Origin of the sequence: Streptomyces spectabilis (assembly GCF_008704795.1) — a bacterium.
Classification (GTDB): domain Bacteria; phylum Actinomycetota; class Actinomycetes; order Streptomycetales; family Streptomycetaceae; genus Streptomyces; species Streptomyces spectabilis.
In genome coordinates this window covers 865,013-878,542 of sequence record NZ_CP023690.1, presented here as the reverse complement: position 1 = coordinate 878,542, position 13,530 = coordinate 865,013, and the positions used below count along the sequence as shown (strand labels likewise).

The 13,530-nt window shown below is 74.7% G+C and carries 14 protein-coding genes; 6 read left to right on the top strand and 8 right to left on the bottom strand.

Annotation, left to right across the window (positions count from 1 at the left end):
• The first annotated feature begins 27 nt into the window (after positions 1 to 27).
• From CP982_RS03730 to CP982_RS03705, 6 genes are all read left to right on the top strand, one after another.
• A complete protein-coding gene (locus tag CP982_RS03730; RefSeq protein ID WP_150509144.1) occupies positions 28 to 486 on the top strand; it encodes a hypothetical protein in 459 nt (152 codons plus the stop codon).
• A complete protein-coding gene (locus CP982_RS03725) occupies positions 479 to 1,909 on the top strand; it encodes a M48 family metalloprotease (RefSeq protein ID WP_150509143.1) in 1,431 nt (476 codons plus the stop codon). The genes CP982_RS03730 and CP982_RS03725 overlap by 8 nt, the downstream gene beginning before the upstream one ends.
• A 54-nt stretch (positions 1,910 to 1,963) precedes the next feature.
• Positions 1,964 to 2,299, top strand: a complete 336-nt coding sequence (locus CP982_RS03720; protein ID WP_150509142.1) for a hypothetical protein — start codon at positions 1,964 to 1,966, stop codon at positions 2,297 to 2,299.
• A 172-nt stretch (positions 2,300 to 2,471) separates the two neighbouring features.
• Positions 2,472 to 3,734, top strand: a complete 1,263-nt coding sequence (locus tag CP982_RS03715; protein ID WP_150509141.1) for a serine hydrolase domain-containing protein — start codon at positions 2,472 to 2,474, stop codon at positions 3,732 to 3,734.
• Positions 3,735 to 3,844: 110 nt separating this feature from the next.
• Positions 3,845 to 5,314, top strand: coding sequence for an FG-GAP-like repeat-containing protein (locus CP982_RS03710; RefSeq protein WP_150509140.1), 1,470 nt, complete (start codon positions 3,845 to 3,847; stop codon positions 5,312 to 5,314).
• A gap of 176 nt (positions 5,315 to 5,490) precedes the next feature.
• Positions 5,491 to 5,793, top strand: a complete 303-nt coding sequence (locus tag CP982_RS03705; RefSeq protein WP_150509139.1) for a hypothetical protein — start codon at positions 5,491 to 5,493, stop codon at positions 5,791 to 5,793.
• Between the two features lie 4 nt (positions 5,794 to 5,797).
• On the opposite strand, the gene CP982_RS03700 is transcribed toward CP982_RS03705, so the two are convergent.
• From CP982_RS03700 to CP982_RS03660, 8 genes are read right to left on the bottom strand one after another with little or no spacing between them, the layout of a single operon-like run.
• Positions 5,798 to 6,643: an aminoglycoside 6-adenylyltransferase gene (locus CP982_RS03700; RefSeq protein ID WP_150509138.1), complete on the bottom strand. Its 846-nt coding sequence runs from the start codon at positions 6,641 to 6,643 to the stop codon at positions 5,798 to 5,800.
• Between the two features lie 4 nt (positions 6,644 to 6,647).
• Positions 6,648 to 6,902 carry a hypothetical protein gene (locus CP982_RS03695; RefSeq protein ID WP_150509137.1) on the bottom strand — a complete coding sequence of 85 codons (255 nt, stop codon included), beginning with the start codon at positions 6,900 to 6,902 and terminating at the stop codon, positions 6,648 to 6,650.
• Between the two features lie 56 nt (positions 6,903 to 6,958).
• Positions 6,959 to 8,308: a TRAP transporter large permease subunit gene (locus CP982_RS03690; RefSeq protein WP_150509136.1), complete on the bottom strand. Its 1,350-nt coding sequence runs from the start codon at positions 8,306 to 8,308 to the stop codon at positions 6,959 to 6,961.
• Positions 8,305 to 9,660, bottom strand: a complete 1,356-nt coding sequence (locus CP982_RS43085; protein ID WP_308294295.1) for a class II aldolase/adducin family protein — start codon at positions 9,658 to 9,660, stop codon at positions 8,305 to 8,307. The genes CP982_RS03690 and CP982_RS43085 overlap by 4 nt, the downstream gene beginning before the upstream one ends.
• Positions 9,657 to 10,964 carry a 3-oxo-tetronate kinase gene (gene otnK / locus CP982_RS03675; protein WP_150509135.1) on the bottom strand — a complete coding sequence of 436 codons (1,308 nt, stop codon included), beginning with the start codon at positions 10,962 to 10,964 and terminating at the stop codon, positions 9,657 to 9,659. Before otnK ends, CP982_RS43085 begins: the two co-directional genes overlap by 4 nt.
• Positions 10,952 to 11,626 carry a hypothetical protein gene (locus CP982_RS03670; RefSeq protein ID WP_150509134.1) on the bottom strand — a complete coding sequence of 225 codons (675 nt, stop codon included), beginning with the start codon at positions 11,624 to 11,626 and terminating at the stop codon, positions 10,952 to 10,954. The genes otnK and CP982_RS03670 overlap by 13 nt, the downstream gene beginning before the upstream one ends.
• Complete coding sequence (locus CP982_RS03665) at positions 11,623 to 12,513, bottom strand: hydroxypyruvate isomerase family protein (RefSeq protein WP_150509133.1); 891 nt, start codon at positions 12,511 to 12,513, stop codon at positions 11,623 to 11,625. Before CP982_RS03665 ends, CP982_RS03670 begins: the two co-directional genes overlap by 4 nt.
• The gene (locus CP982_RS03660) at positions 12,513 to 13,517 is read right to left on the bottom strand and encodes a phosphoglycerate dehydrogenase (RefSeq protein ID WP_150509132.1); all 1,005 of its coding nucleotides are present in this window, start codon (positions 13,515 to 13,517) and stop codon (positions 12,513 to 12,515) included. Before CP982_RS03660 ends, CP982_RS03665 begins: the two co-directional genes overlap by 1 nt.
• Positions 13,518 to 13,530 lie beyond the last annotated feature (13 nt).

The window sequence follows — 13,530 nt, the reverse complement described above, 5'->3', positions numbered from 1 at the left end:
GGCAGGTGACCGATGGGGAGGAAGCACGTGCCCGGGCAGAGCGTACGAGAGGTGGTGCGGGACGTCCTCGCCGCGCAGGCTCCGCGGGAGGCGAAGCTCCTCGACGGCATGGCGTCGCTGAGCGACAGGCAGATCACGCGCGTGTTCCGCCGCTCCCGCGCGCGGCGGGACCCACTCGGCTTCGGAGCCGCCGAAGTCCTCGCGCTGGTCGCGCCAGTGGTGTGGCTGGTGGTCAACGAGGTGGCGCAACGGTCGGCGGCAACAGCCGTTGACGGAGCGAGCCGTTGGGGCGGCGCCTGGCTGCGTCGAGTGCGCCGCCTTCCCGATCCGCCGACCGAGGTCCCGGCCTTGTCCTGCGAACAACTGGGCGCCGTCCAGCGGAGGGTGGTGGAGCGGGCGCAGGCGTCGGGCATGGAGGCGGAAGCGGCGCAGGCGCTGGCCGATGCGGTCGTGGCCCGGCTCGCCACGTCGTCCGGCGATGGCTGACGACGGTACTCCCCGCCGCGATCAGCGCCTGTTGGGGCAGGGCACGACCCGGCGGTGCGCGCTGTTCCTGGTCTTGGCCGTGACGCTCGCGGTGGGTCTTTCGCTGCGCGCGGTCCGGGTTCTCGTCTCCAGCGGACAGGACGCGGATCCCCTGGCCCTGCCGGACAGCCGCGAGCGCGGGCTGCCGCCGCTTGACGCCCTGCTCATGAGCAAGTCGCAGCTCGCCGGGCCGCACGGGGCCGTGATCCTGGACAACGCCGAGGTGATCGCGGTGGGCGCGGGCGGCCTGATGCTGCTGACCGCCGCGGCCCTCCATCTGTGCGGGCCCGCCTTGCGCAAGCGCCGCCTTCACCGGATCACCCCCGGCCACCCCGTTCTGCACGACACCCTCCTGCGCCTGACGCTCCAGGCCGGGATCACCCGGACCCCGGCCTTCTACCGCGATCCGCGCCGCCTCAGCACAGGAGCCGTCACCTTTGGCTCCGCGGGCAGGTACTGCCTCGCTCTCGACAATGGCCTGGTGACCATGGTGGACGAAGCACCCCTCACCTTCGGCAGGGACAGGGCCGTCTTCACCGCCGTGGTACTCCACGAACTGGCCCACCTGCGCAACCGCGACGTCGAACTGGGCACCGCCGTAAGGGCCTTGTGGCTGGCCTTCGCCGCCGTCGTCGTCCTGCCCTACCTGGCGCTGCTCGCCTGGCTCTACGGGAACGAGCTCTTCGGTACGGCCCGGTACTCCTGGTCGGGGCAGCAGTGGTCACCCCTGTGGGAGGCGGCCGTGGTGGCCGTCCTGGTCGCGATGGCGTACATGGCCTACACCGACATCCTCCGGCACCGCGAACTCTGCGCCGACCTGGACGCGGTCGACTGGGGCGCCGACCCGCGGGCGTGGAGCGCCGTGGCCGAGGAGCAGTCCGAACGGCGCATGGGGCCGAAGTGGGAACTGGAGCACTGGCACACCGAACCGGACGACGGGTGGATCAGCCTGTTCACCTGGGCGCGGAAGGCGCGCCCGCTGCGCGGAGGCACCCGCCCCTGGCACACCCACCCCGGCTGGTGGTGGCGGATCCGTGCGCTCGAACGCCCGGCCCATCCGGTGGGACCCAACGGCACCTGGACACAGGCCGTGATCCTCACGGGGACCGCGGTGGCCCTGCTGCACTTGCTCCTCAACGAACTCGCCCGCGCCGCGGGACTGGCCCCGCTCACCTCAGCACTCTTCTACGCCGGACTGGTGCTGTGCGTGTCGATCGGCCGCCCCCTCACCGTGCACCCGAGCCACCGCTTCCGTCCCCAGCACCGTGCCTTCGGCGCCCGGTCCCGCGACAGGGCCCGCCGTGCCCTGCTGCTGGGAGGATGCTTCCTGCTGCTCGTCGTGACCGACCCCATGGGCCCGGTGCTCGCCGCAGCCGGCGGGTAGCGTGCCGGCATGACGCCAGCGCCGCTCCGGTTTCCGCCGTATCCGATCCGCGGAGTGCGCGTACTCCATCAGAAGCAGAACTGCGCGCCGCACTTCGCGGAGATAGAAGTGGATTTCGAGCCCGCGGCCGAGGGATTCGTCTTCGAGGTGGCCCGAGGACTGACGGTGGCGTACGAACCGGCCGAGGACCTGCCACGGTTCTTCGCGGCTGCCGCGGCGGGCATCGAGGAACAACTGGGCCTGCCCGAGCACGGAGTCGTGACCGCCACCCGGGCGGTGCTGCGACGTGCCCGCGCCGACCCGTTCGGCTCGCACGAGCTGGCGTTCAAGATCGCGGGCTACCTCGCCGCCCGCAAGGCTCTGGAGCGCACCGGAGTGCCGCGGCCCTGAGCGCGGCCCCGCTCCCTCGTCGCTCTCAACTTCCCCATGCGCGGTACGGCTTGAGGTGTATCGCGGGCGTATCGAAAAGCGCATACGCCGCCGCAACAGCCCTCCGCGTTCAGTAGGCGCGTGGGCCACCGCGCATCGACGGTCGCCCGGTGCCCAGGAGAGGGACGTGACCATGAGCTCGGATTCCGTACGTGGTGTCGACCGGCGACGCCTGCTCAGATGGGGCGGCGTCGCCGCCGCGGGCGTGGTGGCGTCCGGCGCGCAGGTGGCGGACGCCCACCCCGGTCACGCCGCCCCGGCGCGGACCGACCCCGACACCATCCCGCCGGACACACGCCCCGGCGGCGCCTACGACCGGTACGTGGCGAAGCTCGCTGCCGAGGACAAGTTCTCCGGTGTGGTGCTGCTGTCGCACCGGGGCCGGACGGTGCTGTCGCGCAGCTACGGCATGGCCGACAAGGAGAAGGGGATCCGCAACGACCAAGGCGTCGCGTTCTCGCTCAGTTCGGCGGGCAAGCCGTTCGGCGCGGTGGCCGTGCTGCAGCTGGCGCAGCAGGGCAGGCTGAAGCTGTGGGACACGGTGGGCACCCATCTGTCGGGCTTCGCCAAGGAGATCGCCGAGAAGGTGACCATCCACCACCTCCTCTCCGGCACCTCCGGATTGAGCAACCCTGACGTGGACGTGCAGCGCGTCTTCCAGAGCCGTGAGGAGGTGCGCGAGTACAACGAGCGATGGGCCCGGCAGGCCGAACTGGTCGCCGCCCCCGGCACCCCCACCGACCACGTCGGCGCCGAGGTCGCCATCCCCGCACAGATCGTGGAGGCCGTGACCGGCACGACGTACTGGGACTACGTCGAGGAGCACGTCTTCGGGCGCTGCGGCATGACCGGCACGGGGTTCTACACCCGACCGCAGTGGCTCACCGACGAGCGCATCGCGCACCCGTACATGGAGCTGGCCGACGGCAGCCGGGTGGACGCCGTCCGCAACCTGGACAAGGGCAGCCCGAGCCCGCACCAGCCGGGCAGGAACCCGGGCCGCAGCTTCATCGACGCCCCTGGCGACGGCGGCTTCGCCACCGCGCGGGACCTGGTGCGGTTCGCGCACGCGCTCGGCGACGGCACGGTGCTCGACCGGCGCTACGCCGAGGTGCTGACCGGGGCCAAGGCCCCGCTGCCCCCGCAGGGCGGCGGCCTGCGCGACAGCGACCGGGCGGTCCCCGCCGACGCGGGCTTCGCGGCCTACTCGCTGCCGGTCCACATCACAGGCGGCCAATGGGTGTGGGGGCGCGCCGGTGGCGACCCGGGTGTCGGCGCCAGCTGGAACATCTACCCGGACACCGGCTGGGTCGGCGTCATCCTCAGCAACTGCGACGGCGTGCCGCTGTGGGAGATCATCGACCAGGAGATACGGGCCGTCACCGGCTCGCGCTGACCACCCGGCGTGAACCCGGCACGAACCACCGGCGAACTCCGTACAACCGGCTCCGCCCTTCGACGGTCACACCAGACGACCCCGCGTCCCGTCGACCGAGTGAGGCCTCCGTGCCACAGAGCCGCCGCATCCTGACGTACGCCATCGCAGCCGCCGCGGCGGTCACCGCCGGGATCGCGCTCCCGCCCGGTGCCGCCGCTGCCGCGCCCCCCGCCGCCACGAGCGACTTCAACGGTGACGGCTACGCGGACCTCGCCGTCGGCGTCCCGGACGGGACCGTCGACGGCCGGGCCGGGGCCGGGTACGTGAACGTCGTCCGGGGCGGCCCGAGAGGCGTGGGCGCCCACGGAAGCATCCGTGTCACCCAGGCCACTCCCGAGGTTCCCGGCACCCCGGAGGCGGGCGACCGCTTCGGCGCGTCCGTGGCCCTCACGGACCTCAACGGCGACGGCATCGCGGAACTGCTCGCCGGCGCCCCCGGAGAGGACGTCACCGACCGCGGTCGGGACGCGGGCACGGTCCTCGTCGTGGGCGGCTCGCGGACCGGGCCGGGGCCGGGGTCGACGGTCCTGACCGGACCGTCGCCGTCGGCCGCGTACGGCACCTCGGTCGCGGCGGCCCACCTCACCGGTGGAGACAACAAGACGATCGTGATCGGCGGCACGGACAAGGTCGTCGCCCGCGTCATCCAGGGCGAGGACAGCCTGGTCACCACCGTCGTCGCCGCCCCCATGGGCGGTCGCGCCCCCGCCCTGGCCACCGGCGACTTCGACAGCGACGGCACGGCGGACCTGGCCGTGGCGTACTGGACCGCGGGCCGGCCCCACACGCAGTCGCACGTGCGGCTGTGGAAGTGGGACGCCGAGCGGTCCGCGTTCGCCAACTTCTGGAACACGGACAACGCCGGTGTGACCGCCCTGGCCGCCGGGGACTTCGACGGCGACGGCCGCGACGACCTGGCGCTCGGCGAATGCCGCGAGATCGCCGACGAGAACATCGACGACCCGTGCGGCCCCGAACGCCTTGCCAAGGGCGGCGGCATCCACATCCACTACGGAAGCCGCGCGGGCGGCTCGTTCGGCAGCCGCGCCCAGACCCTGAACCAGGACACGGCGGGCGTCCCGGGCGCGGCCGAGGACGGCGACCGCTTCGGCGCCGCCCTCGCCGTCGCCGATGTCAACCGCGACGGCCGCGACGACCTGGTCGCGGGCGCTCCCGGCGAGGCCATCGGAAGCAAGGCGGAAGCGGGCGCCGCCTGGCTGCTCCGCGGCGGCGCCAAGGGCCTGCTCGACGCGGGCGGCCGCGCCGACTCCGTCGCCTGGAACCAGGACACGCCCGGAGTGCCGGGTGTCGCCGAGGCGGGCGACGCCTTCGGCGCGGCGACCGCCACGGCCGACCACGACGCCGACCGCGTCCCGGACGTCACCGTGGGCGCCCCCGGCGAGAACGCCTCCCTGGGCGCCGCGTGGCTCCTCCCCAAGGGCTCGGCCGGCGGCTCGCTGGCCTTCTCACCCCGCACGCTCGGCCTTCCGTACCTCTCCACGGCCCAGAAGTACGGCAATCCGCTGACCAGCCGCTGAGCGGGTCTCCTGGCCGATCTCCGCGCAGGAGGCCGTCAGGGGCGCCCCACCTGCCGCGGGTGGAAGGGAACGCGGTACTTTCGGGGCAGTTGAGGGACCGTCTGAAAGCACCGCGTCAGCAGGGCGTCACGCCTTGGTGGTTCGCGCCCGACCGCAATGGGTGTACCGACCGGATGATGATCACCGCGCAGTACGAGGCGCTCCACCACTTCCTCGCGGACCGGATCGCCGACCTCGGCCCGGCCGCGGCGAACGACCCGTTCGTCTACGGCGTCAACGCCCAACTCGTCATCCACAGCGACCTGCTCGCGCACCGGGACCACAGAGCGCTCTCCGCGCGGGACGCCGCCTTCATCGACGGGCTCGGCCTCGCCCTCCAGCACGCCGCCGCCCGCTTCAAGGACCACCCCGCCTACCGGCCGGTCTGGGCCCCGCCCCGCGTCGAGGCCCGTCATCTCCTGGACGGCGACTACCGATGAGCACCTAGCCCCGCGGCAGCGCGTCCAGGGTCGGGCGGATCGCCTCTTCGGCCTTGTGCGGATAGGCGAAGCCGTGGGCCTCGGCCACCTCCTTGGCCAAGCGGGCGAAGAGGTCGGCGGTCGCGCGGGCGGCGCGCAGGGCGTCGTCCGCGGCGAAGCCGCCGAAGGTGTCCGGCAGGCGCTCCCACACCCCGGGCGCCGCCCAGCTCCGCATCCGCGTGCCGCCGTACCAGACGTCGTGGCCGCTGCCCTCACGCGTCAGCGCGTGCCACTCGATGACGGACTGAAGCAGCTCCTTCGTGGTCCAGTCCCGGGACTTGGCCACCCACAGCTCGCCCCGGGCGAGATAGCGCGGCAGATGCGCCACCTCGAACCAGAACTCCGCGCAGAGCTCCTCGAACTCCTCGGCGTCGGGCAGCTCCGCCGCCACCTCGCCACTGGCGGCGGGCAGGCGGGCCGCCGTGCCGTCGGGGTCCCACAGCACTTCGTAGCCGCGCTCGTGCAGGTCGTCGAGGCCGTCCGCGGCCATCTTCGCGAGCAGGTCCACCGGTACGACCTGGAAGTCGACCTTGACGCCGCCTGCGAAGAACACGAGCCGCGCCGGGTTGTCCCACGGCCCCTCCAGGCCCACCTGCACCACGACCGAGCCCAGTTCCTCGACCCAGTCGCCGTCCTCGTAGCGGTCGGGGTCGGTGGTGTAGACCTCGATGTCGTGGTCGGAGAAGGCGTCGACCGTCCCGTCGCGCCGCGCCCGCGAACCCGTCCGCAGCACGGCCCGGACGTCCTCCTGGCGCCGTGCCCACTCCTGTACCCGCTCGACGATCCCGTCGTCGCCCGCTTCCACGATCATGCGTTCACGTTACTGCGTCGACGTCGTGCGCCGGACCCCCCTCCCGTACGTACGAGTGGAGGAACGAGCAGATCCCCGCGGCCCCCGCGACGACGCACACCACCTCGGTGACGTCCGTGCCGAAGAGTTCCATGAGGTGGCGGTCGCCCAGGGCGAGGGCGGCGGTCTGGCCCGCCACCACGGCGAGGCCGCCGAGGAGGAAGGCGACCAGGAGGACGCGGGTCGCGCCGAGGAGGAAGAGACGGAGGAAGGTGCGCATGGTGGGTGCTCCGTTCGGTGAAGGGGCGCTCGGGGAAGGGGCGTTCGGCCCGGGAATCAGCCCGGGATCCACAGGACGCCCGTGGCGATGAGGACGCCGAAGACGTACGTCGGCACCAGGTAGTAGAGGGCGACGGGCAGGAAGATGCGGACGGGGTCGATGTCGGCGATGCCCGCGGCGACGTACAGCGGGGCGGCGCCCGGCGGCGAGCAGCCTTCCGACGAGGCCCAGACGATGACCGCGGCGAAGGCCACGTGCGCGGGGACCCCGGAGGCGGTGAGCGCGGCGAAGGCGACGGGGCCGACGGCCGCGAGCGTGGAGGTGGTGTTGAGGGGGCCCGCCACGATCACCAGGATCAGGCCCACGACGAGCGCCGCCACCAGCGGCGGCACGTCCCGCAGGTCCTCCAGGTACGGGGTGAGTTCCGCGCCGAGGCCGAGCCGGTCCAGGACCTCGGACGCGGCGAACGCGGACACCATGGTCACCCCCACCAGGCCGAGCTGCGGACCGACCTCGCCGAGGAGCCGCCACCAGGCGCCGCCGCCGTGCGGCAGCGTACGGCGCTCCACCAGGAGCCCGGCGACCAGCATCACGACCGGCAGCCACACGAGCAGCGGCACCGCGTCGGTGGTGTCGAGCCCGCCGAGCCGGTCCGTGGCCCAGTCGCCGACGGGCCCCGACGTCAACAGCACGGGCACCGCCACGGCGGCCAGGACGAGCAGCGAGGTCCAGCCCGCGCCGAACGACGCGCGCAGCGGCCGGATGTCCTGCGCGGCCATGGTGCCCACGCCCCGCCACCGCACGATCGCGTACGCGACGACCAGGCGCATCGCCACCATCCACGCCCCCGTGACGAACAGCGTGCCGACGACGTCGGACGAGGACAGGACGGGCAGCACCGTCGGCGCGGCGAGCAGCACGAAGAACGCGCCGCTGAAGGGGAAGGTCGCGCCGACCCCGGCGTTCCCGGACAGGACGAGGGCGGCCGTCTCCCCGCTGGCCCGCGAGCGCTTCATCCACGGGATGGCCAGGGAGCCGACGGTGGCCACGATCGCCGCGCCGTTGTGCGCCACGGCGCCGAAGAGGCCGGAGGCGACCGTCGCCGCGTACGCGGAGCCGCCGCGGCGGCGGCCGAGCAGCGAGCTGAGGATGTCGATCATGCGGTGCACGAGCCCGGTGCGGGTGAGGAGTTCGCTGACGAACACGAACGCGAGCGCCGCGAACGTGATCTCCGACTGCAGGCCCGCGACCAGGCTGTCCCAGGCCACGCGCGGCGCGTCCGCGCCCCCGAAAGCGGCGCTCGCGAGGAACCCGAGGACCATGGCCTCGCCGATGTTCCGCTTGAACGCCACGTTCCACACGATGATGACGCCGATGAACGCCACCAGGGCGAGGATCGCGTTCATCGGCGCGGGTCCTCCAGACCGGCCGCCCGGTAGGCGGCGCGCGCCGGGGCGGAGGTGAGATGGCGCAGGAGCGACCCGGCCCCGGCACGGTCCACGGCGTCCGCGCCGAGGGCGACCGACAGGTCGGTGTAGTGCTGGACCTCTTCGGGGAACGGCCCGACCACGCGCGCCCGCGGCACGAAGCGCAGCTCGCTCAGCTGCTGCACGGCCAGGTCGGCGCGCCCGTCCGTCACCGCGAGCGCCGTGAAGCCCTTCTCGACCACGGTGGCGCGGGAGTTGACCTCGTCCGCGATGCCGAGCCGTTCGAGGAGGGCGGCGAACGCCACTCCGCTCGCGCCGGTGCGGGAGTACGCCACCGAGCGCGCCGACGTCAGCGCCCGTACGAGCGCTTCGGTGGTGGCGATGTCCACGGCGGGCGCGCCCGGCGGCACGGCCACGCCGATCCCCACCCGGGCCAGGGGGCGCAGCGAGGGCGCGCTGAGCACCCCGGAGGCGGCCAGTTTCTCCAGGGCTCCGGTCACGCCGACGAGCACGTCGGGCCGCGCGCCGCCCTCGATCTGCCGGAGCAGGACGTTCGTGGGCTCGTACACGCCGTCGACGTCGATGCCGGTCGTGCTGGTGAACGCCTCCAGGACGGTGTCGTCCAGGGCCTTCTTGATGGCGAGGGCGCTGAACAGGGCGACAGGGCGCGGTGGTCGGGGCCGCAGCGCGCCGCGCTGCTCCTCGGTGAGGCGGGCGTGGTCGGCCCCGCGCAGGAGCAGGAATATCCGCGCGGTCTGCTCCAGCTCCTCCACGGCGTCGAGCGCCGCGTCGAGGCCGGGAGCCGCCACGACCGGGCCGTGATGGCGCAGCAGCAGCGCGGCGTCCGTACGGGCGCGTTCCCCGGCCGCGGCCGCGAGCCGCCGGTCGCCGGGCGCGAAGTACGGCACGAGCGGTAGCCGTCCGACGCGCAGCGCGTAGTAGGCGGTGAGCGGGGGCAGCGCGTCGTCGGGGTCCAGGCCGTTGAGGCAGGACACGGCGGTGGCGTGCGGGGAGTGCGTGTGGACGACGGCGCGCGCGTCGGGGCGGGCGCGCAACACGGCGGCGTGCAGGAACGCCTCCTTAGACGGCGGCGGCCCGTCGAGGTGGCCGCCGTCGGCGTCGAGAAGCGACAGGTCCCGGGGGCCGACGGCCGACAGGTCGGCGCCGGTCGCGGTGACGAGGATCCGGCCGTCGCCGGTACGCAGCGACACGTTGCCGGTGCGGCCGTGCACGAGGCCGCGTGCGGCCAGGGCGCGGGCGGTGGCGACGACGGCCGCGCGCCCGGCCGCGTGCGACGGGTGAGCGGGTGCGGGTGCGGGGGCGGTGGTCATGGGCGGGCTCCTTGACGTCGTCCGTGCGGGGAGGGGTCCTGTGGCGGTCCGGAGGCGGTGGCGAGGAAGTCGGGGCCGCCGAAGTTGCCGGACTTGAGGAGGAGCGCGATCCGGGGCCCCGACGTGGGGTGGATCCAGGGCACACCGGGCGCGGCGGCCCGGCCGACCAGGGCGCCGGTGACGCCGAGCGCGGCCACCACGGCGCCAGACGTCTCGCCGCCCGCCGCGATCACGCGCCGCACCCCGCGCGCCACGAGCCCGGCGGCGACGCGGCCGGTGGCCTCCTCCAGGACGGCGGCGGCCCGCTCGGCCCCCAAGTGCCGCTGGATGGCGCGCAGTTCGTGGGGCGGCACGGAGGAGTGGAAGGCGGGCGCGCCCCGCGACGAGCCGGTCGGCAGCGCGTCGTACCAGGCGAGGGCCCGCTCGGCCAGGACGGCGGGATCCGGCTCGGCGACGGGGTCGAGCCGGTACGTCGGCCGGTCCGCGGCGCGCAGCGCGTCGAGCTGCTCCAGGGTGCGCGCCGAGCAGCTGCCGCAGAGCACGGCCGCGGGGTGGACGGCCGACGGATCCGCCTCCTCGTACGCGGCCGCGCCGCCGCCCGCCGGGACCGCCGGGGCGAGCCCCTCGGCCAGCCCGGCCGCACCGGCGGTCAGCGGTGCGTCGGCGGCCACGCTGCCGAGCGTGCGCAGGTCGCCGTCGTCGAGGGCGTCCGCCAGCAGATAGCGCACGCCGCGCGTCGCCGCCTCGTCGACGGCCGCGCGGACCGCCGCCGCGCCCGCGCGCACGGTGTCCCACCGGAGGAGCCCGACCGGCCGCTGCGTCTGGGCGCGCAGCAGCCGGGGCAGGGAGGAATCCGTCATCGGCGTCACCGGGTGGTGCCGCATCGGGGACTCGGCCAACGGCACGCCGTTCACGAAGAGGTGTCCTTCGTACTGGGTGCGGCCGTGCCGCGGCGAGCTGGGCGTGAGAAGGACGACCGGCACGTCCAGGGCGTCGGCGAGCGCGTCGAGGACCGGCCCGAGATTTCCGTCCGCAGTGGAGTCGAAGGTCGAGCAGAACTTGAAGTAGACCCGCCGCGCCCCGTGCGCGCGCAGGCGGCGCAGCGCCTCGAGCGACGACGCGACGGCCCGCTCGGGTGCGGCCATGCGGCTCTTGAGCGCGATGACCACTGCTCCGCAGCCGTCCGGCGGAGTCACGTCGGGGCCCGGCACGCCGAAGTACAGGACGGTGCGAAGGCCGCCCTCGCGCAGGCTCAGGGCGACATCGCTCGCCCCGGTCACATCGTCCGCGATCACTCCGAGCACGGAATGCCTCCTTCCGTGAGGCCGCCGGTGGCGTTCCGCACGGCGGCGCGCAGCGCGCGGGCCGCCGCGTGCGGCCCCGCGTGGACCGGCAGTCCGAGGGCCTCGGCCAGGGCGTCGGCGTGCGGCGCCAGGGAGTACTGGGCCAGCAGCACGGCGTCCGCGGCACCGGGGTCGGGGACGGCTCCGGGCGCGATGACCTGGCCGACGATCCGCGTGGGGGAGCGGGCGGCGCGCGCGGCCGTGCGCAAGCGGGCCACGGTGTCGTCGAGGGCCGCCGCGAACGTGGCGAGGACGAGCACCTCGCGATGGCCGCCGCCCAGGGCCGACGCGAAGGCGGCGGCATCGGCGGCGAGCACCGGAACCCCCGCGGCGGCGTCGGCGGCGACCGGCCCGTACAGCGAGCAGGTCAGCAACACGCCCTGGGCGCCGCCTTCGACGGCGTACGCGATGAGGCGTCGCATCCGGTCGGCGAGCGCCGGGGTGAGCCCGCCGGCCGCGTCGGCGTCGGAGAGCAGCGCGTCGTCGAGCAGGTTCCACGGCCGTGCCGCCGGGAACGCGGCGGCGAGCCCGGCGGCGGCGGGCGCGATGGCGGCCGGGGCGGCACTGATCAGCGCGATGCGGACACCGGGGCCACCGGACCCGCCGAGGTCTCTCCCGCTCATGGCGTCACCTCCGCCGACTCCGCGACCTCCGCCACCCAGCCGAGCCCCGGCACGGTGCCCTCCACCGGCGCGTACTCGCACCCGATCCAGCCCTCGTAACCGGCTTCGCGCAGGGCGGCGGCGACGCGCGGCCACCGGATCTCGCCGGTGCCCGGCTCGGTGCGGTCGGGCGGGTCGGCGATCTGGAGGTGCGCGGCGTACGGCAGATGCGTGCGCAGCGTGCGGATCAGATCCCCCTCGGCGACCTGCGCGTGGTACAGGTCGAGCAGCAGGCCCACCCGGTCGCGCCCCACCGCCTCCGCGACGGCCGCCGCCCGGGCCTGGGCGCCCAGGAAGTAGCCGGGCGCGTCACGGCCGTTCTGCGCCTCGATCACGAGCCGCACCCCGGTGCCGTGCGCGCGCTCGGCCGCCCAGGCGATGTTCGTGACGTACGTGGCGAACGCCCGCTCCCCGCTCACGTCCTGCGGCACGATCCCGGCCAGCACGTGCAGGAGCCCGGCGCCCAACTCGGTGGCGTACTCCAGGCCGCGCTCGATCCCCGCGCGGAAGTCCGTCGCGCGCCCCGGATGGCAGGCCACCCCCGACCGCTCCGGCGAACCGGGCTCTCCCGCCGGGGAGTTGATGAGCACTTGGCGAAGGCCCGCGTCCCCGAGCAGCGCGCGCAGCCGCGTCGGCGGATACGGATAGGGCGCGGCGTACTCGACCCCGGCGAAGCCCGCGGCGGCCGCCGCCTCGAAGCGCCGCTCGAAGGGCAGCTCGGTGAAGAGCCACTTGAGATTGGCCGCCAGGAGCGGCGCCTTCGGCCCGGCGCCGAGCCGCAGCGGTCCCGGAGCGTGCCGTGGCGACCCGGTCGGCGATGGGCCCGCCGCCCGCGCCCCGGCGGCCATCACCGTGCCCCCGCCCGCACCGCGGCCCAGCCCGGATTGACGACGTGCTCGGGCGCCCGCCCGGAAAGCACCGCCACCACCTGCTCGGCCGCCGAACGGCCGGAGCGCGCCCGTGCCTGCACGGTCGCGCCCGCGATGTGCCCGGTGACCAGGACGTTGTCGAACGACCGCAGCCGGGAGTCCGACGGCAGCGGCTCACGCTCCGTCACATCCAGGGCCGCGCCCGCGAGATGTCCCGCGGCGATCGCGTCGGCGAGGGCCTCCTCGTCGACGACGCCGCCGCGCGCGGTGTTGATGAGGTACGCGCCCGGCCGCATCCGGCGCAGTGCCGCGCCGTCGATCAGATGGCGGGTCGAGGCGTCGAGGGCGAGGTGCAGCGTGACGAAGTCCGCCGTGGCGAGGACGGCTTCCAGCGGCAGGCTTTCGACCCCGGTCTCGGCGAGGAACCCGGCGTCCGGGCACGGGTCGTGGCCCACCACCCGCATCCCGAGGGCCCGGCCGAGCCGCGCGACGGTCCGGCCGATCGAGCCGAGCCCGACGACGCCGAGCGTGGCGCCCGCCAGCTCCCGCCCGCTGGGCTGCGACCAGCCGCCCGTCCGTACGTCGGCGACGCTGCGCGGAATGCCCCGCGCGCAGCTCACCAGGAGGCCGAGCACGTACTCCGCGACGGACCGGCGGTTCACGCCGGGGGTGTGGGTCACGGCGATGCCGCGCCGGGTGGCCGCGGCCACGTCCACGTTGTCGTATCCGGCGCCGCAGCGGCCGATGACCCGGAGGCCGGGGGAGGCCTCGATCACCTCCGCGGTGAAGGGGTCGGTCCCCGCCACGATGCCCACCGCGCCCGCGTCGGCCACGGCCGCCCGCAAGGAGAGGCCCGTCGCGCGCCGGTCGTCGGGCCGCGCGAAGCGGGTGCGGAGTCCCGCCGTCCGCAGCAACTGGTCGACCTCGCCGCCGGGTTCGAGATACGCCGTGGTCACGAGCACGTACGAGCCGTCGTCAGGCATCGGGATCCTCCAC